Genomic DNA, 19,626 nt, shown 5'->3' on the forward strand with positions numbered 1-19,626 from the left:
TTATTAATCGTAATGGGAATGTTTTGGGTGTGAAGCATGTAATTAACTGATTAATTGTACCTTTCTTATACTCGCTTATTCTCTCGCTACCCATTTTAATGTTCTAAATATCAGGTGGATAAACGAAGGGCTCCAGCGCTCGGTTTGTTTTCCTGACAATCTCCTGTGTTTATAGAGTAGTTACACCATAATCTCTGATTAAGTGATGACATTCGAGGTTTAAGCTTGTCTGAATATGAAACATTATTGCGAGTAATCCCTCGTAAATGATTGAGGTAGAGAGAATTTATGAAGAAAGTACGATTAACATCATTACTTGGAATAGCAACCTTGTTTAGTGTCGTGGCGTTAGCTGGGTGTAGTCAGAAATCAGAGGTACCAACTCAACCACAAGAGAATGCGAACCCCATCTGCAGCACTAAAAACCTGACGGGTGGTTGGTCGCAAAGTGAGATCACACCGGAAGCTAAGCAAGCTTTAAATGCAGTTCTTGGCCAAATGAACACTTCAGCTGAGCTCAAGCAGATTCTGAGTGTGCGAACTCAGGTTGTCGCGGGTTTGAATTACGCTATTGAGTTTGAAATGGATAATGGTGAAGTGTGGAACACCATCGTTTACCGTTCTCTACAGGGTGACATCGAAATGACGCAACCTGCACAGAAAGGTCTTCTGTGCTCATAGCCTAGATGCGCCAGTGTCTTGTGAGATAGGCTGATAGCAAATAAAAATGGCTCCGTATTGGGAGCCATTTTTGTTTTAAGAAGACTGATTCACTGAACGTTTTTAATCCGCCAGCTCGGGCTCAGCTAACTCTTGAACACAAGCGCGGCTGATGTCTTCATCAATGTAGGCCATACCAAGTTTATTGAGGTAGTCCATGCGATCGGCTGTGCGAAGCTCGATGTCGGGGCCTGCAATGTTGTTGGCTTGATAAATTTCAGTGAGGTGAGACATGAATTGCTCACCCACACTCATCATCAATAGGCTCATTGCGCCCACGTCCGGTCTTACTTTGGCGCGTTGCTTTTCAGATAGGTTTACCGCTAATACGATAGGTTGTTCTTCACCTTCGAATCGAACGCCTCGCTCACGAACGGTTTGTTGAGCCCAGTAATACGCCAGTTCTTTACTCTGAGTGAGAAATACTGGCTCAACCGATTCGGTATAGTTGTTGCCGATGGTCGCCATGGTTTTTGAAGCTGCTTCGTTGAGCGCTTTGTCACCAGAGCGTTTTAGGCCTTGGCCTTGAATAGAAGCTAATAAAGCTGAAGATGTGCCGTGATACCAAGTATCACCCGTCGCGAAACCATTCTCTGATAACAGTGTTTTTGCATCTTGTAGGTGTGTAGGTATTGAAGTCATAGGCACTCTCAACAAATAAAAATCTCAACAAATAGGAATCTGAACAAATATGTATACAGTTAGCTTAAACAGAAGTTGTTCGGTTAACCGTGGTGTGGAACACAAATCTGAGGCTTTGAGATAAAGCTGGCAGTACAAGCTTTATCTCAAAGCCTTCCCCCGGATCTTACCTAAGTAAGAGAGAAGGACAGGGGAGGCTTTAGCGTTAGCGACTAATCAAAGTGCTAGCGATTAATCAAATTGGTTCGATGTATTCGCTTCGCCCGCTGCTTTTAGTGCGTTCTCACCAGCAAAGTACTCTTTGTGGTCATCACCCATGTCTGAACCAGACATGTTTTGGTGTTTAACACATGCGATGCCTTGGCGGATTTCTTTACGTTGAACATTCGCAACATAACCCAACATGCCTTGGTCGCCGAAGTACTCTTTCGCAAGGTTGTCAGTAGACAGCGCTGCAGTGTGGTAAGTCGGTAGAGTGATCAAGTGGTGGAAAATACCCGCTTCACGTGATGCGTCTGCTTGGAATGTACGAATCTTCTCGTCAGCGCTTGCAGACAGTTCAGTTTCATCGTATTCCGCGCTCATTAGGCTTGCACGGTCGTAAGCTGAAACATCTTTACCTTCTGCTACCATCGCATCGTAAGCTTGCTGACGGAAGTTTAGCGTCCAGTTGAATGATGGAGAGTTGTTGTAAACCAGTTTCGCATTAGGGTGTACTTCACGTACGCCGTCCATCATCTCTTTGATTTGACCGATGTGTGGCTTCTCAGTTTCAATCCAAAGTAGGTCAGCACCCGCGTTGATTGCTTCGATACAGTCAAATACACAACGATCTTCACCAGTACCTTGGCGGAATTGGTATAGGCCTGAAGGTAGACGTTTAGGTCGAACTAGCTTGCCGTCACGGTTGAAGCAAACATCGCCTTCAGCCATATCAGCAACATCAATCTCTTCAACATCTAGGTAAGAGTTGTAGATGTCACCTTGGTCGCCCGGCTCTTTCACTACCGCGATTTCTTTTGTTAGGCCAGCACCTTGTGAATCGGTACGAGCAACAATGATGCCGTTGTCGATGCCTAGCTCAAGGAAAGCGTAACGAAGAGCACGAAGTTTTGCGTGGAAGTCAGCGTGTGGAACCGTTACTTTGCCGTCTTGGTGACCACATTGCTTCTCATCGGCTACTTGGTTTTCGATTTGCAGACAACAAGCACCCGCTTCAATCATCTGCTTAGCCATTAGGTAAGTCGCTTCTGCGTTACCGAAACCAGCATCGATATCGGCAATGATTGGCACTACGTGTGTCACATGGTTGTCGATTTTGTCTTGGATACGATCTTGTAGGTTCACATCGCCCGCTTCACGTGCAGCGTCTAGCTCACGGAATAAACCACCCAGTTCACGAGCATCGGCTTGGCGTAGGAAGGTGTATAGCTCTTCTACTAGGCCAGCAACGGATGTTTTCTCATGCATAGATTGGTCTGGAAGTGGACCAAAGTCTGAGCGAAGTGCAGCAACCATCCAACCAGAAAGGTATAGGTAACGACGGTCAGTCTTGCCATCAAAGTGCTTCTTAATAGAAATCAGCTTTTGTTGGCCGATGAAACCATGCCAGCAACCCAGAGACTGAGTGTATTGAGAGCTGTCTTCGTCGTAAGCCGCCATGTCTGCACGCATGATATCTGCTGTGTATTGTGCAATATCCAGACCTGTTTTGAATTTGTTTTGAGCTCGCATACGAGCAGCAGATTCAGGGTTAATTGCATCCCATGGAGCACCAGCAGCGCTTTTTGCAACTTCAATCATTTCGATATCTTGTGTAATTTGCGACATAACTATTCCTTAGTTTCACGTGGACATGTTGGCCAATTTGGCGAGGTCATTTGATTTGGATTAAATCTAACCATGGACAAATAATAACCATGTATGTGATAATTTTGTTAATTTATAGTTATTATATTCGGTATTTTTCTTATGAATATTGCTCGTATAGACCTTAATTTACTTGTGTATTTAGACATGTTGCTACGTGAAAGAAACGTTACACGAGCAGCAAATCAATTGGGTATTACTCAGCCAGCAATGAGTAATGGCCTTCGCCGATTACGTGATCTGTTTGAAGACCCGCTATTAGTGAGAACAAGTGAAGGGATGATACCGACCGAGCGCGCGCATAAGTTGCAGCCACTGATTCGAAACATCTTGGCGAATGTAGAGAAGACACTGCAGCCGACCACAGAGTTTAATGCAGAAGACAGTGAACGCGTGTTTCGTATCATGGCGAGTGACTATGCAGAGTCGACCATTATTCAACCTCTTCTGAAAAGGTTAAGTGAGATAGCACCGAAAATACGACTGGATATCATGACGCCAAGTGATGTGAGTTATCAGGATGTAGAGCAAGGTACCGTTGATATAATTATCAACCGATTTGACGACATTCCTCAGTCGTTTCACCAGATGAGCCTTTGGCACGACGGGTTTTCTTGTCTATTTAGTTGTGACAACCCGATAGCCGACAACTTCGATATTTTGTCTTATCTAAAGGCGCAACATATTTGGGTAAGTAAGACAGGTATGGGAACGGGAGTGGGGATCAACCCAAGCGAAGCACAAAAGCTCGGTTGGATAGATGAAGCATTAATGCGCATTGGTAAAACCCGTAACATCACGGTGTTTACGCGACACTATTTATCGGCGATTCTCTTCGCTCAACAGAAGAATCTGATCCTGACTATTCCTACCAAAGCAGCTCAATTGCAGCGCAATAACCCTAGATTGTTGATCAAGCCTGCGCCATTTGCGATTGAACCCTTTGAGGTGAAGATGGCATGGAGTCCATTGTTACAAACCAATCCAGACCACCAGTGGATGCGTCGTTTGATTAAAAGTGTCGCCAATGAAATCGAGAGTGGAGTAACTGAATAACACAGTTTGTATGGTATTTTTTATATGAATATCCAATATAACCGGCATAAATTAGCTAAATTCATGTCCGTTAAGTAAGTTTAAGTCAGTAAAGTAAATTTGAGCTAGTCACGAAAATTTATTGAGTAGCCATCAATTAGTTTGAGAGAGATTTTATGAGCAGTCGTATTCAACAGGGAAGCTTGAACATTGATAGCACCCTCTACCAATTAATTAATGAGCAGGTGATTCCTGGAACAGGCATTGTCGCTGAAGACTTTTGGCAATCATTTGCAACCATCCTTGAAGATTTGGCTCCAAAAAATCGCACATTGCTTATCAAGCGTGAAGATCTTCAACATCAAATTGACGTTTGGCACCAAGAGCGTGCTGGGCAAACGCTAGATCCTGTGGAGTACAAACAGTTCTTACAGCAGATCGGTTATTTGGTTCCTGAAGGCGATGACTTTCAAGTGACGACAGCGAGCGTAGAACCTGAGATCGCAACACAAGCAGGGCCGCAACTTGTGGTGCCAATCATGAATGCACGTTTTGCACTTAACGCAGCCAATGCGCGTTGGGGCAGCCTATATGATGCGCTCTACGGAACAGACGTGATCAGTGAAAGTGATGGCGCGGAAAAGGGCGGAAGCTTTAACCCAGCCCGTGGCGCTAAAGTAGTGACTTATGCTCGTGAGTTCCTTGATGACGCAGCGCCATTAAACGGCGTCTCCCATAAAGACGTGACCAAATACAGCATCAGTAATGCTAGCATCGGCAATAAGCTGATAGCGACACTGGATAACGGTGAAGAAGTCACTCTCATCGATAGCGACCAGTTTATTGGCTATCAAGGTGATGCAAGTTCCCCTTCGTGCATTCTTCTTAAACACAATAATCTGCACATCGAAATTCAAATTGACCCAAGCGCACCGATTGGTAGCGTTGATGTGGCGGGTATTAAAGATGTGTTGGTCGAAGCTGCCCTAACAACCATTATGGATTGCGAAGACTCGGTTGCTGCGGTTGATGGTGAAGACAAAGCACTGGCTTACCGTAACTGGTTAGGCTTGATGAAAGGTGATCTACAAGAATCACTAGAGAAAAACGGCAAAACCATTGTTCGTAACCTTAACCCAGATCGCCAATACACTAGCGTGACGGGTGGTGAGATTTCACTTAAAGGCCGCAGCATGTTGTTCATCCGTAATGTCGGCCACTTAATGACTAACCCTGCGATTATTGATGCCGAAGGTAATGAAGTGCCTGAAGGTATCATGGATGGCATGATCACTTCGCTAATCGCGATGCATGATTTAAAAGGCAACAGCGCGTACCAAAACTCGACCGCGAACAGCATCAACATCGTGAAACCTAAGATGCATGGCCCTGAAGAGGTGGCGTTCACCAATGAGCTGTTTGGCCGCATTGAAGATGCATTAGGGCTAGATCGATTCACTATCAAAGTCGGCATCATGGACGAAGAGCGTCGTACTTCGGTGAACCTTAAAGAATGTATTCGAGCGGCTAAAGATCGTGTTGTGTTCATCAACACAGGTTTCCTAGACCGTACCGGCGATGAGATTCACACCAGTATGGAAGCGGGACCATTTGCACCTAAAACACAGCTGAAAACCATGACTTGGATTGGCGCATACGAAGATCAAAACGTTGATCTTGGCTTAGCTTGTGGCCTGCAAGGTAAAGCCCAGATTGGTAAAGGTATGTGGCCAGAGCCAGACAACATGGCGAAGATGATGGACGCGAAAATCGGACATCCACAAGCGGGTGCCAATACCGCTTGGGTTCCTTCTCCAACCGCCGCGACTTTGCACGCGCTACACTATCACAAGGTGAGTGTACCAAGCCGTCAGAAAGAGCTTCGTGAGCGAGTGAGAGCCAATGTCGATGATATTCTTACTATCCCGCTACTGGGCGATCAAAAGCTGACCGCGCAAGATATTCAAAGTGAACTGGATAACAACACCCAAGGTATTTTGGGTTACGTAGTTCGTTGGATTGACCAAGGCGTTGGTTGTTCTAAGGTACCAGATATTAACGATGTCGGCTTGATGGAAGACCGCGCGACGCTGCGTATTTCAAGTCAACACATCGCTAACTGGTTACGTCACGGTATTTGCGAGGAAGCCCAAGTAATGAAAACCATGAAGCGTATGGCCGCAGTGGTGGATGAGCAAAATGCTGGCGACCCGAGTTACCGTAACATGGCGCCTGATTTTGAGAACAGCATTGCATTTTCAGCGGCGTGTCAGTTGGTATTTGAAGGGTGTGCTCAGCCTAGTGGTTACACCGAGCCAGTGCTGCACGCGATGCGTCTAAAACTGAAAGCGCAGGAATAGCGAAGCAACCGAATAACAAAAACAGAGAATGTAAAATACTAAAAAAAATAACCCCCCTTTAACCGAGCCCAAGGTGCCGCGCTTTTATAGCGCGGCTTTTTTTTGATTCATTTTTGTGGTGGGAAAGGTGGAAAGTGGGTCAGGTTAGTGATCACTAAGACTTAATTATTTCCGAGCCCTAATCATTGCCGAAACCTAGTTACTACAAACCTTATTTTCCGCCAAAGCAAAGATACTTAATGTCCATGTACTCATCGATGCCTTCTTTCGCACCTTCACGGCCAATGCCTGATTGTTTCACACCACCGAAAGGCGCGACTTCGGTTGAGATTAGACCATCATTAATGCCGACCATACCGTACTCAAGCGCTTCTGCGATATTCCACACTCGGTGGATGTTCTGACTGTAGAAGTAAGACGCCAAACCATAAATCGTATCGTTGGCCATCTCTATAAGCTCTTCGTCCGTGTCGAATTTCATCACAGGCGCGACTGGGCCAAAGATCTCTTGTTGAACGATGTCCATGCTGTGTTTTACATCTTTAAGAACAACTGGCTGAATGAAAAGCCCATTAAGTTCCTGAGTTGGTGTGACAGGCGTGGCACCTTGTTCAATCGCTCGATTCACCAAAGCTTGGATGTTGTTCTTTGCGTTCAGGCTGACAACAGGGCCAATAGTGACACCTTCATCTAAACCGTTACCAATCTTAAGCTGTTGAACCGCTTGATCGAATTTAGCCACAAACTCATCGTACACTTTACTGTGAACGTAGAATCGGTTTGCACAGACACATGTTTGGCCCGCATTACGGAACTTCGAGGCCATTGCGCCTTGAACGGCCGCGTCAATGTCAGCATCGTCAAACACAATAAAAGGTGCATTGCCACCGAGCTCCATAGAGGTGCGTTTGATGCCTTTTGCAGCTTGAGCCATCAAAATACTGCCCACACGGGTCGACCCAGTGAAAGAGATTTTTTTGATCAACGGATGCGAAGTGAATAGGTTGCCCACTTGTTCAGGGCTTTCACCAAGAACGACTTGAAGTAGATCTTTAGGGATACCCGCTTGATAAGCCAGTTCAACCACAGCAAACGCAGAAAGCGGTGTCTCATCCGAAGGTTTCACGACAAAGCTACAACCCGCAGCTAAGGCAGGAGCCGCTTTACGAGTGATCATTGCAATAGGGAAGTTCCATGGCGTAATCGCACACGCCACTCCGATCGGTTGCTTGATGGTCATCAAGCGTTTGCCAGCGACTGTGCTAGGAATGGAATCACCATAAGTGCGCTTCGCTTCTTCTGCAAACCACTCAATGAAGCTCGCGCCATACACCACTTCGCCTGCCGCTTCGGCTAACGGTTTACCTTGTTCAATCGTCATGATTCGAGCAAGGTCATCTTTGTTTTCAAGGATCAATTGGTGCCAGCGATGAAGCAGTGTAGCACGAGATTTAGCAGGAATTTTTGCCCACTCTTTCTGCGCTACATGAGCTTGTTCAATCGCGTTCGCTAACTCTGTTTCTGATGATACCGGTGCGTGCCCGATGAGCTCACCCGTTGCTGGGTTTGTGACTGCAACTGCGTTGTTCGCTTCTGTCACCATAAAAGAGAGTAAGTGCTGGTTATCAATGTTTAGCATCGTGATTCCTTTGTCGTGATTACTTTAGACGTGTTGCTGATGTGCGGGTTGGCGAGTGTTCAGAACACTTCGACCAAATGTTGATTAGTCGCAGATTGTGGTTGTTAATTCGATAGTTTTGAAGCCCTTGTTTGCGCAAGCATTGTTTACCAAATCATTGTTTATCAAAGTAGCATTTTCGAAATCCATGATCAGCTAAGTCATGGACTTCGAAATTCTCTAAGAAAGTGCTTACTGCTGACTCCAATTATCAGCTTCGATCTTCGCTAGCGCTTTTGCTGCTTTTTGAAGTGCGGGCAAGAATTTTATTGCTTCATCTGGTTTCACTCGAATCACAGGTGCTTGTATCGCTAGGCCTAGGTTTGATTGACCTGTTGGTGAGGGTATCAGCACTGCGATACAGACTAAGCCTGGTAAAAACTCTTCGTCATCAATAGCAAAACCTTGGATTTTTGCTTCTTCGATGTCTTTCTCGAGAGTCGAATAGTCGGTAATCGTGTTTACGGTGTATTGAGTCAGCGGCACATTTTCAATTAATCGTCTGCGCTGCGACTTAGACATGTGTGCTAAAAACAGTTTGCCGGTAGCCGAGCAGTGCACGGGAACGCGAGAGCCAGGGTGCAGGTGAAAGCGAAGGGGTGCTTCAGTTTCGGCACGATCGAGATAGATGATCTCGCCACTTGATAGCGCCGTTAGGTTACAGCTTTCACCAACTTCAGCTCTCAGGTTCTCAAGGATAGTGCGTCGCGCGCTGTGCATGGTGCTATTCAAAAGTAGGTTTTCGGCAAGTTTTCTGAGTCGAATACCTGAGCTGTAGTGCTTTTCGTCGCCATCTCTTTGAATGATGCCCGCCGCTTCTAACTGTTGAAGCATTCGGTGCAGCGTGGGTTTTGGCAATCCGGTCTCTTCGACTAAACCTTGCAGAGAAATAAACTCGTCTTTTTGCGCTATCACCTCTAATAGTGCAAAAAGTCGGAGGGTCGGCGTATCCCCTTGAACTTGTGGTGTTTCTGTTTGCATACAGTGATTCATCCTTGCGATATGTCTATGCCTAAGAGTGTACATACCAAATCATTATTCTTCAATTATCTGAATAAAATTTGACCTTTTTTATTATTTCAATAATATAAATGTAAATTATGGAACAATTAATCTCAATAAATGGAATTTAAAGATGAAGGCGATTGAACGGATTATTGATAAAGCTCATTTAGATCGTAAGCGTGTTGTTTTGAGTGAAGCGGAGGACCCGCGAGTGCTAGCTGCTGCAAGAATGGCAATCGACAAACAGCTCGCTCACATCACACTCGTGGGCGATGAATCGGCGATCATCGCTGCTGCAGAACTTCACCACATTAACCTCGCTGGCATTCATATTGTTTCTCCACAGGCGTCGTCACTCAAAGAAGTGCTCGCTGAGCGGCTGTATACATTAAGAAAAGCTAAAGGCATGACTTATGATGACGCCCTAGAGCTGGTTCAAGATCCACTTGTTTTTGCCAATTTGATGGTAAGGGAAGGACTGGTAGACGGCACAGTTAATGGCGCGGTTTATACCACGTCTGATGTGGTGCGAGCTGCGCTGCAGATTATCGGCCCTACACCGGACAGCGAATTGGTGTCGAGTTTCTTCTTGATGATGCTGTGTGAGCCTTTCCATAATCTTAAAGGCGGTATGATTTTCAGCGATTGTGGTTTGGTGATTAACCCCACTGAAACCGAGCTGGCATCGATTGCCGTGGCCGCATCAAACAGTGCTCAAACGCTGCTGATGGAAGAGCCTAAAGTCGCGATGCTGTCGTTTTCGACCAACGGGAGTGCCAAACACGAATCGGTCGATAAGGTTCGTAATGCTGCTCAACTCGTGAAACAACGTTGTCCCGGAATCGCCGTCGATCAGGACGTTCAACTCGATGCGGCAATTGTCACTGAAATAGCGGCGAAGAAACTGCCTGATTCAGAGGTGAAAGGTCAATCTAACGTGTTGATATTTCCTAACTTAGAAGCAGGTAATATCGGTTATAAGCTTGCGGAAAGGCTAGGTGGGGCAGTTGCGATTGGCCCGTTGCTGCAAGGGTTAAATCAACCAGCGAATGACTTGTCCAGAGGCTGTAGTGCCGAAGATATCTTTAATGTCATTGCCGTTACCGCGGTACAAGCGCAGCAAGGGAAAGCGTCTGACTCTAAGGCTGACTCTGAAGCTGATGTTGAAGAAAGAGAAGAGTCGGAGTTTGAATTTAGGTATTAACATCTCGCTCCTGAATCTAGCACTCAAATTCGAATCAAACCCAAACAACCCAACTAGGACTGCTGATGGAGTTACCTGTTTTACTCGCTATTCTTGCCACCATCGCGGTGGGTACCTATTTTCAAACTGTCACCGGATTTGGCCTCGGTATCATCGTGATTGGTTTAACGGTTAGCCTTAATCTGGTTTCCTTACCCGTTATAGCCGCTGTGGTCAGTATTGTGACCTTGTTCAATTGCTTGGTTGCATTGATGGGTAAGCCACTGCTTGGGGAACTCAAGATTCTGGTGGTGTTGGTCATCGGTATTATTCCCGGCGTTTCGATGGGGGTGTACTTGCTGGACGAGTTAAGCGATTCGGCAACGCATATTCTCCGAGGACTATTGGGTGCGATGGTGCTATTCGCAGGTTTGAGTTTTATGTTTAAACCTAAAACCAGAAAGGACCGTTCGGCAACCGTATCTTTCCTTGTCTCAGGTTTTAGTTCTGGGCTCGCGGGTGGGTTATTTGGGATGGCAGGTCCACCGATTGTTTATCATCTCTATCGGCAACCTTTTACGCTCGATCTGGTGCGAAGCACACTGCTGATGGTGTTCGCTTGTACGTCGATGTCACGTACGGTCAATGTCTACGCTGCAGGCGACATGGAACAGAGCATACTGTGGTTATCTGCTATTGCTGTTCCCTTGGTAGCGCTTGTCACGATGTTTGCTCGACGTTTCCCACCGCCGTTGTCTAATGATCAACTCAGGAAGTTAGTGTTTATTGTGTTGATGTTGATTGGTGGGTACTTGATGGCGGTCTCTGTATGGTCGTTGTTTTTGGCTTAGAACGTTTTCTTTATCAAAATTATCTTTGAAGGAGGAGGGCTTGATTCTCGTTTAATGCTTGATGACACCCTCCTCACTGACACGTCAGCGCTTTAGCATCTCAAAGATGTTCCTACATAGCCCGAACAAGCAGCTCTCTTGTACGTCCAAGGTAATGTTGTTGCGGTAATATGGGCTCAAATCCACTCCCATCCCCACGCCATGAATCTCAATTCCGTTTTTGGTCGACTCACGTTCAATCACTTGTTTGAGGTGGTTATCCAAATAGAACTGATCGTTGGCGGTGCTGGTGGCGGTATCCATTGGGCAGCCGTCTGAGAACACAATCAACACCTTTCGCTGAGCGATGTGCTGCTGCAACCGCTGGCTAGCGAACTGCACCGCTTCGCCATCAATCCCTTCTTTAAAGACGTCGGCTTTACGAAGACTCGCAATGCCAAGGCGAGCGCGTCTCCAATGCGTGTCAAAATCCTTGAATACAATATGACGAACTTCGTTTAAGCGGCCTGGGTGTTTCGGTTGGCCCTGTTTAAGCCACTGCCGATAAACCTTGCCACCGTTCCAGTTATTGGTGGTGAAGCCAATAATCTCGAAAGGGATATTGGCGAGTCCAACGGACTTGAGAATCGTATCCATCAGTAGGCTGAGCTTGTGACTGTGCTTCTGCATCGATCCCGAACAATCCATCAAAAACGTGATGGCACATTGATGAGATGCACCGATGTCAGGCTGATAAAAGACAGTGCGATCCAATGGCGATGTGACGAGCTTGGTGATGGTAGTGGCGTTAACAATGCCTTCTTCTAAATGGTCCTGACGTCTGTTCCTTTGTGGTGTGGCAACAAAGCTAGTAAGCATTGCGGCTAAGCGGCGGGTGTTCACTTGTCTCGCCATGATGTCATCGGTGAGCTTTTGTCTCAGTTCGAGTAATAGGGCGCGCCTGACGAGTTTGTCTGCGGCGATGACTTGATCAAATTCTGAATTAAAGACCTGATAATTCGCGCCCGACAACTCGAACACCTTACTACTGCCTGTGATGTCAGTATCGACGTCTTGATCTTGAATGTCGCCATCAACGATAAGGGCAAGTTGCGCAAGGATCTTGATGTCTTCTTCGACCGTAGGTGTCGGCGAGTTATCACTCTCTTGCTCTTGCTCTTGGTCGATGAGCTCTTGTGCAAGGGCTGCTAACTCATTGGCGCAGTGAGCAAACTGTTTTTGGTCGGTTCTATGTTGCTTTAAGCGCTTCAGGCTGTACCCAAAAGTAGGCACGATGCCTGCGCGAGTCGATTCAATGGTTTCAGCGATAGGTTCAGACACCGGAACGCCAGTTAAGCGGGTGTAGATGACTTGCATCAGTGTAAACAGCAACATGCCTATTCGTGATTCGGTAAAGCCATTTTGATGATATTGGTCGCTCCAATACGCAAAGTTAAATTGGATACTGGTGGTCACGCCTTTTAGATAAGGCGGGACTTGCGATTCAATTCGGACCTGTTCACAGAAGTCGTAAAGCAGACGTTCTATTTCGTTTTGAGGGCGCAATGAATAGTGGAGGTCAGCGTCTGAAAGTAAGAGTCGCAGTGCCGATGAATCGATCTTGCCTTGCATCGATAGCTTGCTGTTTTTCAGCTCGTGACGAGATACAAAGGTGAGATCGTTGGTGTGAGCAGAATGGTAATAACAGGGCTTATTGCCTTTATAGAGTCGTTCTCCCCGATAGTTTAGATTGAGTTCACCACTGATTGCTCTGGCGACAGACACACCAATATCGAGGATCTTTTTCTGCTGGGAAGAAACATTGGCCATGGTTTACGACTCCGAGTGCGAATAGTTTTGAGTATGCGCTTCCAAGGCCTCACCAAAGCAACGAAAATAATATTCGCTAACCAGTTCTTTCTCTTCGTATTCGCAGCGATTTAAGAATGAAAGCCTGAATGCCGTCGCTACATCGTCGAATATTTGGATGTTTTCGGCCCAAGTGAGCACCGTTCGTGGAGACATCACAGTCGAAAGGTCGCCAGCCCGAAACCCGTTACGCGTTAATCCTGCTGTTGCGATCATTTTCTCTACTAACTGCTGGCCGCTTTCACTATTCAGATTTGGAAGCTTGGATAACACGATCTTGGTTTCATGTTGTGGGTCTAAATAGTTGAGCGTAGCGATGATGTTCCATCTATCTAACTGACTGTGGTTAAGCACTTGAGTGCCAGAATACAAACCTGAGAAGTTACCCAAGCCAAGCGTGTTGCAGGTAGCAAACAGGCGGAAAGAAGGGTGAGGTGTGATCACTCGGTTTTGTTCTAAAGAAGTGTATTTGCCGTCTTGCTCTAATAACTGCTGAATCACAAACATCACATCAGGGCGACCAGCGTCGTACTCGTCTAAGACCAGTGCGATGGGTTGTTGAATGCTTTGAGGAAGAATGCCTTCTTTAAACTCTGTCACCTGCATTCCGTCTTTAATCACGATGCTGTCTTTACCTATGAAATCCAAGCGACTTAGGTGTCCGTCTAGGTTGATCCTCAAGCATGGCCAGTTCAATCTCGCGGCAATTTGTTCAATGTGAGAAGACTTGCCCGTCCCGTGCGTACCTTGTATCAAGGTGCGACGATTGGAAGTGAACCCCGCCAATATGGCCAGCGTCACTTCAGGATCAAAACAGTAGTTAGGATCGATTTTTGGCACATACTCTCCCGCATGTTCAAACGCCATCACCGTTAGGTTGCTGTCGATCCCAAAGCACTCTCTCACACTTACCTGTCGCGTTGGTATCAATTCCGACTCTTTCATCATTCTTCCCTCTATATAACCCATTATTTGTCGATGCTATTGCGCTATGTCGTCGATTATTAACAGCTCAACCTAAGTTAACGGCACTTTTTGTACGAAAAACTACCAATAATGTGATCCAGTTTTATTAATTAGAATGAATTGTTCCAATTTAATATAAAAAGTTGACGCGCAAAAATTCTACTACTAAGGTGAAATTGAATTCGAAAAAGAGACAATTCATTCCGAAAAATGAAATTTTGGTTAACTCAAGGAGAATGGAAGAATGAGCGAGCAAGAAAAACGTACGGTTGTTTCCGGCACAGTAACAATGACACCATCAGAAGCGTTCGTTGAAACTATGGTTGCTAATGATGTTACCGACATGTTCGGCATCATGGGGTCGGCATTTATGGACGCAATGGATATCTTTGCTCCTGCTGGCATTCGATTGGTCCCAGTAGTACACGAGCAAGGCGCTGCCCACATGGCAGATGGTTACTCTCGTGTATCGGGTCGCCACGGTGTAGTTATCGGGCAAAATGGCCCAGGCATTAGTAACTGTGTGACTGCGATTGCAGCGGCGTTCTGGGCACATAGCCCGGTCGTCATTGTGACGCCTGAGACAGGTACAAAAACAATGGGCTTAGGTGGTTTCCAAGAGTGTAACCAGCTTCCAATGTTCCAAGAGTTTACAAAGTATCAAGGACACGTAACGCACCCAGACCGTATGGCGGAATACACAGGCCGATGCTTCGACCGTGCGATGAGCGAAATGGGGCCAACTCAACTGAACATTCCACGTGACTACTTCTACGGTGAAACTCAAACCGAGATCCCTAAACCTGCGCGTTTAGACCGTGGTCCAGGTGGTGAAAAATCTCTGAATGAAGCGGCAGACCTGATTGCTGAAGCGAAATTCCCAGTCATCATCTCTGGTGGTGGCGTGGTAATGGCAGATGCAGTTCAAGAGTGTGCGGCGTTGGCAGAAAGGTTAGGTGCCCCTGTAGTGAACAGCTACCTACACAATGACTCGTTCCCTGCTAGTCACCCATTATGGTGTGGTCCTTTAGGCTACCAAGGCTCGAAAGCAGCAATGAAGTTGATGGCTCAAGCAGATGTGGTTATCGCTTTGGGTACACGTCTTGGTCCATTTGGTACCTTGCCTCAACATGGTATGGACTACTGGCCGAAGAACGCGAAAATCATTCAGATTGATGCAGACAACAAGATGCTTGGCTTGGTCAAGAAGATCTCTGTTGGCATCTGTGGCGACGCAAAAGCAGCGGCTGTGGCATTAGCTGAAAGATTGGAAGGCCGTGCACTGTTGTGTGATGACAATAAAGGCGCTCGCCAAGACACGGTCGCAACAGAGAAAGCACTTTGGGAAAAAGAGCTTGATGAGTGGACGCACGAACGTGACTCTTTCAGCTTAGATATGATTGAAGAAAACTCTCACGAGACTCCGTTCTCTGGTGGTGAATACCTACACCCGCGCCAAGTATTGCGTGAGCTAGAAAAAGCGATGCCTGAAGACGTAATGGTCTCGACGGATATCGGTAACATCAACTCGGTGGCGAACAGCTACTTACGCTTTGAAAAACCACGTAGCTTCTTTGCTGCAATGAGTTTTGGTAACTGTGGTTACGCGTTCCCGACCATCATTGGTGCAAAAGCAGCGGCACCTCATCGTCCAGCTATCTCTTATGCAGGCGACGGTGCGTGGGGCATGAGCCTGATGGAAACCATGACATGTGTTCGTCATAACATTCCAGTGACAGCAGTGGTATTCCACAACCGTCAATGGGGTGCTGAGAAGAAGAACCAAGTCGACTTCTACAATCGACGCTTTGTTGCCGGCGAGCTGGATAACCAAAGCTTTGCAGAGATTGCACGAGCAATGGGTGCTGAAGGTATCACGGTTGATAAGCTAGAAGATGTAGGTCCAACCTTGCAAAAAGCCATCGACATGCAGATGAATGAAGGCAAAACAACCATCATTGAAATCATGTGTACTCAGGAATTGGGCGACCCGTTCCGCCGAGATGCACTATCAACACCGGTTCGTTTCCTAGATAAATACAAAGATTACGTATAAGCCATAGGAAGTTTGTCCGGCCACGGTATTTTCGAGAGTGTTAACGAAAGTGCAATCGAGATTGTGGTCGGGCAATATTAACGGGTATTGGCAATGTACTTAAGTGAATACCGGCAACCCGTATTTCAATAATTCTTAGTCAAACGTTAGAACATGAATTAAATGACTGTTGTACATATAAGTGGTTTTAGTTATATAAACTTTGTCGTTCCTTATTAATCGACCCTTAGCTAATTGCTCCTTAGTTAATGGTTTTATAACTGTTAGTTATTGATGAGGATATATTATCATTGATAAAGATATATACCTATTACCATTTTAAAAATCATTCGTAACGATACTGATTAACCATAATAGTTAATTTTTGATTGCAATAAATTTAAATTAAGCGACCTATTACATGCATGCTGTGAACAATAAACGTTATATAAGCTCACTCGAAGAGCTGTATGAAATAATCGATTCACTTATCACGGGGTGTCGTGGAGAGCGTGGTTTAATTTATAACGTGTGTGATTATGACAACCGTAATCTGATGCCAAGCTTAGGCCGGTCAAATCGTAAAAACATTCGCCGAGTCGAACAAGAGTTGCTTTCAACCGTGAGAGTTTACGGTGGGCATTCACTGAGTTCACACGAGATAAACGATTGGTTATTGATGTGCTTAGCCAAGAAGCAGGGGTTTCCAACCCGGTTACTTGAATGGACAGATAGCCTGATTAATGCGTTGTGGTCTGTGTGCCATAGCCAAAGTAAAGACTGCATCAATATTGTTAAAGCGATTAATTATCATAGGGTTAGTGTTTTTAACTCACCCTATGAACTTGAAAGAACTCAGATCTTTAAAGTGGCGGACTGCGATAAGCAGGAGCAACAAACGGATAAGTGGTATTCCATTCATCCATTTAAGGACGGCAGTAATGATGCCATTCAGCCTTTGTACGATGAGAAAGAATATTCAAACGGTCTAGTATCCGTTCATATTCTTCCGTCAGCGAAAGTAAACCTGATAAAGGAGTTAATATCCATGAATGTTTTAAATGAACCGACCGATTATATTGAAGAGAAGCTAACCGATATAAAAAATGAAGCCCATATAGATAACGGTCAAGTTATTAATAAAGGTGAGGGAAATATTGAATTACAAGTGAATACCCATAACCGTAAACTTGAGCAGTATGGCCGAAAGTACCATCAAGATTTTGACTTCGACTAAAGGCTAATATCTATATCAATTTAAATTAGTTTAAGACTTAACGTAGTTAGTTTTCTGGTAAATAAAATTAGAACACTAATTAATTTATAAAAAGATGAAATCTGTGAGCTTAGAGATTGTTTATAACCTAACTCGAAGTTAGAGTGGCGAAGCTTGTTATCAAGTTGTTAAATTTCCACAAATCTAGTTTAAACACTCTAATAAAAAAGTGGCGCAAAGCCACTAAAATTTAAACCAATAACGAAAACATAAAGGATTCTGGAATATGAATATGCAAACCAATGCAGCGACATTCGTGCTGGAAAACCAAGTCGACACCGCCTTTTTACAGTCTTTCAGTGATGCGTGGAATAACCACGACATTGAAGCACTGATGTCGTTTGTGACTGAAGACTGTGTCTTCCACACCGTGGCAGGTGAAGGCTTGCTTGGAAATACTATTGAAGGGTACGAAGCCGTTCGCAATAGCTTTGAGTTGGTTTGGCAGAACTTTCCAGATGCAGCTTGGAGCGACCCTGTCCATTTTGTGTGTGGTGACCGCGCGGTGAGTGAATCGACGTTCTCTGCGACTAATCCTGATGGCAGCATCATCGAAGCTCGCATGGTCGACGTGTTTACCCTGAAAGATGGAAAAATCAGCGTAAAAAATGCCTTCCGTAAAACACGACCTCTTTTGACTCCCAACAATACTCCCAAGAGCTAGACACGAAACCACAACCCGTTCACGTGTTATGACTAGGAGAGTCGAATTATGAGTTTAGTAATGGAACAACCGGCAGCCGATGTGCCGCCAAAGGTGAAAAGCACCCAAGCAAAAGATAAATACGATCCAAAATACGATCCACTTAAAGACAAGAGCCCAGGTCACGGTAAGGAATACGCACCAACGTACTGGGTAGATACGGCAGGCGCGCCACCTGAAGATGATGGTCCAATTACATCGGATATGGATGTTGATGTGGCGATAATCGGTTCAGGTTACACAGGCCTAAGTACCGCGATACACCTTGCTGAAATGTACGGCATTAAAGCGACTGTGATTGAAGCTAACCGTATGAGTTGGGGCTGCAGTACCCGAAATGGTGGTCAGGCTCAGTGTGCGTCAGGACGCTTAAAACGCTCTCAGTGGATTGAACGCTGGGGACTAGAAACCGCGCTGAAAATGCACCGCGAATGCGTCGATGGCATGAACACCTTTAAGTCTCTAATCAAAGACATTGATTGTGACCCGCAGCCGGGTGGTCACTTATACGTCGCTCACCGTCCAAAAGTGATGGCAACACTAGAAAAAGAAGCCAAGTTGCTGCGTGAGACATTCGATTACGATGCGCAGATCTTAGATGCGGAAACCGTAAAGCGAGATTACGTTGGTGACCAAGAAGCGGCAGGCGCAATGCATGAGCCAGAAGGGATTGGTATTCATGCAGGGAAACTTGCGTTTGGCTATCTAAGAAAGGCGAGAGCGCTAGGCGTAAAAGTGCATCCAGCTAGCCCTGTGATGGGGTGGGAAACGCGCAACGGTGTGCACTACTTGAAAACGCCCGGTGGTGTTGTGAAGGCACGTTCTGTTGGGGTTTGTACTGGTGGATACACTAGCCAAGGTTTGCATTCAGAGCTTAAGAATCGCTTGTTGCCGGTACTTTCTAATTCGATGGTGACACGTCCGCTAACTCAAGACGAAATCGCCGCGTGTAACTTCAAAACCAATCAGGTGATTACAGATACCCGAATCCTGCGCCATTACTACCGTCTGCTACCGGATAACCGAGTCCAGATCGGTACACGCAGTGCCATCAGTGGCAAGAACGCGCCTGAAAAGAAATACGAAGACATGTTGAGAGCGGATTTAATTCGAAAATTCCCGTCTCTCGATCAGATCAAAATCGACTACTCATGGTGGGGCTGGGTGGATGTTAGCCACGACATGATGCCGAGAATCTATCAGCCGAATCCCAAGCAATCCATCTTCTACGCACTGGGTTATGGCGGTAATGGCGTGATGTATTCCGCTCAAGCAGGTAAGCGCCTCGCTCAGTGGATCGCAGGTGAAGGCCACAAGTTGGACTTGCCAATATTTGAATCAAAACTTCCGTTCCCCAACGTGAGGGAAGTGGTGGAATCAGAGATGTTTGCACCGTTTCGTGATGTATGGAATCCACTCCCTCCTTAGCAATCTAGACTTAGGAGTGTGAGAAAA

15 protein-coding genes are annotated in these 19,626 nt (G+C 45.8%); 9 read left to right on the forward strand and 6 right to left on the reverse strand.

Translation table 11 applies throughout. The features are described from left to right. Positions 1-288: 288 nt before the first annotated feature. On the forward strand, positions 289-681 hold the full coding sequence (locus tag AB6E85_RS20800; RefSeq protein ID WP_048614685.1) for a cystatin domain-containing protein: 393 nt from the start codon (positions 289-291) through the stop codon (positions 679-681). Between the two features lie 102 nt (positions 682-783). On the opposite strand, the gene AB6E85_RS20805 is transcribed toward AB6E85_RS20800, so the two are convergent. Together AB6E85_RS20805 and AB6E85_RS20810 are read right to left on the reverse strand one after the other, a co-directional pair. Further along, positions 784-1,362, reverse strand: a complete 579-nt coding sequence (locus AB6E85_RS20805) for a hypothetical protein (protein WP_017067975.1) — start codon at positions 1,360-1,362, stop codon at positions 784-786. A gap of 231 nt (positions 1,363-1,593) precedes the next feature. Then, complete coding sequence (locus AB6E85_RS20810) at positions 1,594-3,192, reverse strand: isocitrate lyase (protein WP_012600243.1); 1,599 nt, start codon at positions 3,190-3,192, stop codon at positions 1,594-1,596. Between the two features lie 141 nt (positions 3,193-3,333). On the opposite strand from AB6E85_RS20810, the gene AB6E85_RS20815 reads away from it, so the two are divergent. Then, on the forward strand, positions 3,334-4,287 hold the full coding sequence (locus tag AB6E85_RS20815) for a LysR family transcriptional regulator (RefSeq protein WP_012600244.1): 954 nt from the start codon (positions 3,334-3,336) through the stop codon (positions 4,285-4,287). Between the two features lie 155 nt (positions 4,288-4,442). Further along, a complete protein-coding gene (locus tag AB6E85_RS20820) occupies positions 4,443-6,626 on the forward strand; it encodes a malate synthase G (protein WP_372144041.1) in 2,184 nt (727 codons plus the stop codon). A gap of 211 nt (positions 6,627-6,837) precedes the next feature. Here AB6E85_RS20820 and AB6E85_RS20825 read toward each other — a convergent pair whose 3' ends face one another. Together AB6E85_RS20825 and AB6E85_RS20830 are read right to left on the reverse strand one after the other, a co-directional pair. Further along, the gene (locus AB6E85_RS20825) at positions 6,838-8,265 is read right to left on the reverse strand and encodes an NAD-dependent succinate-semialdehyde dehydrogenase (RefSeq protein WP_372144043.1); all 1,428 of its coding nucleotides are present in this window, start codon (positions 8,263-8,265) and stop codon (positions 6,838-6,840) included. Positions 8,266-8,496: 231 nt separating this feature from the next. Next, positions 8,497-9,285 carry an IclR family transcriptional regulator gene (locus AB6E85_RS20830; RefSeq protein ID WP_017065657.1) on the reverse strand — a complete coding sequence of 263 codons (789 nt, stop codon included), beginning with the start codon at positions 9,283-9,285 and terminating at the stop codon, positions 8,497-8,499. 154 nt (positions 9,286-9,439) lie between these two features. Between AB6E85_RS20830 and pta the strand changes: the two genes are divergently transcribed. Together pta and AB6E85_RS20840 are read left to right on the forward strand one after the other, a co-directional pair. Further along, the gene (gene pta / locus AB6E85_RS20835; protein ID WP_372144045.1) at positions 9,440-10,513 is read left to right on the forward strand and encodes a phosphate acetyltransferase; all 1,074 of its coding nucleotides are present in this window, start codon (positions 9,440-9,442) and stop codon (positions 10,511-10,513) included. Positions 10,514-10,578: 65 nt separating this feature from the next. Further along, positions 10,579-11,343, forward strand: coding sequence for a TSUP family transporter (locus tag AB6E85_RS20840; RefSeq protein ID WP_102497244.1), 765 nt, complete (start codon positions 10,579-10,581; stop codon positions 11,341-11,343). Between the two features lie 84 nt (positions 11,344-11,427). On the opposite strand, the gene AB6E85_RS20845 is transcribed toward AB6E85_RS20840, so the two are convergent. Together AB6E85_RS20845 and AB6E85_RS20850 are read right to left on the reverse strand one after the other, a co-directional pair. Next, the gene (locus tag AB6E85_RS20845; protein ID WP_372144047.1) at positions 11,428-13,152 is read right to left on the reverse strand and encodes a cobaltochelatase CobT-related protein; all 1,725 of its coding nucleotides are present in this window, start codon (positions 13,150-13,152) and stop codon (positions 11,428-11,430) included. Positions 13,153-13,155: 3 nt separating this feature from the next. Further along, positions 13,156-14,139: an AAA family ATPase gene (locus tag AB6E85_RS20850; RefSeq protein ID WP_372144049.1), complete on the reverse strand. Its 984-nt coding sequence runs from the start codon at positions 14,137-14,139 to the stop codon at positions 13,156-13,158. A 262-nt stretch (positions 14,140-14,401) separates the two neighbouring features. Between AB6E85_RS20850 and xsc the strand changes: the two genes are divergently transcribed. From xsc to AB6E85_RS20870, 4 genes are all read left to right on the forward strand, one after another. Continuing rightward, the gene (xsc, locus tag AB6E85_RS20855) at positions 14,402-16,213 is read left to right on the forward strand and encodes a sulfoacetaldehyde acetyltransferase (RefSeq protein WP_052878743.1); all 1,812 of its coding nucleotides are present in this window, start codon (positions 14,402-14,404) and stop codon (positions 16,211-16,213) included. 400 nt (positions 16,214-16,613) lie between these two features. After that, positions 16,614-17,429, forward strand: coding sequence for an FRG domain-containing protein (locus AB6E85_RS20860; protein WP_372144051.1), 816 nt, complete (start codon positions 16,614-16,616; stop codon positions 17,427-17,429). A 265-nt stretch (positions 17,430-17,694) separates the two neighbouring features. Further along, positions 17,695-18,132 carry a nuclear transport factor 2 family protein gene (locus AB6E85_RS20865; RefSeq protein ID WP_048614701.1) on the forward strand — a complete coding sequence of 146 codons (438 nt, stop codon included), beginning with the start codon at positions 17,695-17,697 and terminating at the stop codon, positions 18,130-18,132. A gap of 48 nt (positions 18,133-18,180) precedes the next feature. Further along, positions 18,181-19,599: an NAD(P)/FAD-dependent oxidoreductase gene (locus AB6E85_RS20870; protein WP_372144053.1), complete on the forward strand. Its 1,419-nt coding sequence runs from the start codon at positions 18,181-18,183 to the stop codon at positions 19,597-19,599. The last annotated feature ends 27 nt before the right edge of the window (positions 19,600-19,626 follow it).

It is taken from the genome of Vibrio sp. 10N.247.311.51 (assembly GCF_041467855.1).
Lineage (GTDB): Bacteria > Pseudomonadota > Gammaproteobacteria > Enterobacterales > Vibrionaceae > Vibrio > Vibrio coralliirubri.

What these genes read in the sequence shown, in the direction of transcription:
- AB6E85_RS20810 (WP_012600243.1), bottom strand. Translation starts at nt 3,192, where the DNA reads ATGTCGCAAATTACACAAGATATCGAAATGATTGAAGTTGCAAAAAGC.
- xsc (WP_052878743.1), top strand. Translation starts at nt 14,402, where the DNA reads ATGAGCGAGCAAGAAAAACGTACGGTTGTTTCCGGCACAGTAACAATG.
- AB6E85_RS20840 (WP_102497244.1), top strand. Translation starts at nt 10,579, where the DNA reads ATGGAGTTACCTGTTTTACTCGCTATTCTTGCCACCATCGCGGTGGGT.
- AB6E85_RS20805 (WP_017067975.1), bottom strand. Translation starts at nt 1,362, where the DNA reads ATGACTTCAATACCTACACACCTACAAGATGCAAAAACACTGTTATCA.
- AB6E85_RS20825 (WP_372144043.1), bottom strand. Translation starts at nt 8,265, where the DNA reads ATGCTAAACATTGATAACCAGCACTTACTCTCTTTTATGGTGACAGAA.
- AB6E85_RS20820 (WP_372144041.1), top strand. Translation starts at nt 4,443, where the DNA reads ATGAGCAGTCGTATTCAACAGGGAAGCTTGAACATTGATAGCACCCTC.
- AB6E85_RS20815 (WP_012600244.1), top strand. Translation starts at nt 3,334, where the DNA reads ATGAATATTGCTCGTATAGACCTTAATTTACTTGTGTATTTAGACATG.
- AB6E85_RS20830 (WP_017065657.1), bottom strand. Translation starts at nt 9,285, where the DNA reads ATGCAAACAGAAACACCACAAGTTCAAGGGGATACGCCGACCCTCCGA.
- AB6E85_RS20800 (WP_048614685.1), top strand. Translation starts at nt 289, where the DNA reads ATGAAGAAAGTACGATTAACATCATTACTTGGAATAGCAACCTTGTTT.
- AB6E85_RS20865 (WP_048614701.1), top strand. Translation starts at nt 17,695, where the DNA reads ATGAATATGCAAACCAATGCAGCGACATTCGTGCTGGAAAACCAAGTC.
- AB6E85_RS20845 (WP_372144047.1), bottom strand. Translation starts at nt 13,152, where the DNA reads ATGGCCAATGTTTCTTCCCAGCAGAAAAAGATCCTCGATATTGGTGTG.
- AB6E85_RS20870 (WP_372144053.1), top strand. Translation starts at nt 18,181, where the DNA reads ATGAGTTTAGTAATGGAACAACCGGCAGCCGATGTGCCGCCAAAGGTG.
- pta (WP_372144045.1), top strand. Translation starts at nt 9,440, where the DNA reads ATGAAGGCGATTGAACGGATTATTGATAAAGCTCATTTAGATCGTAAG.
- AB6E85_RS20850 (WP_372144049.1), bottom strand. Translation starts at nt 14,139, where the DNA reads ATGATGAAAGAGTCGGAATTGATACCAACGCGACAGGTAAGTGTGAGA.
- AB6E85_RS20860 (WP_372144051.1), top strand. Translation starts at nt 16,614, where the DNA reads ATGCATGCTGTGAACAATAAACGTTATATAAGCTCACTCGAAGAGCTG.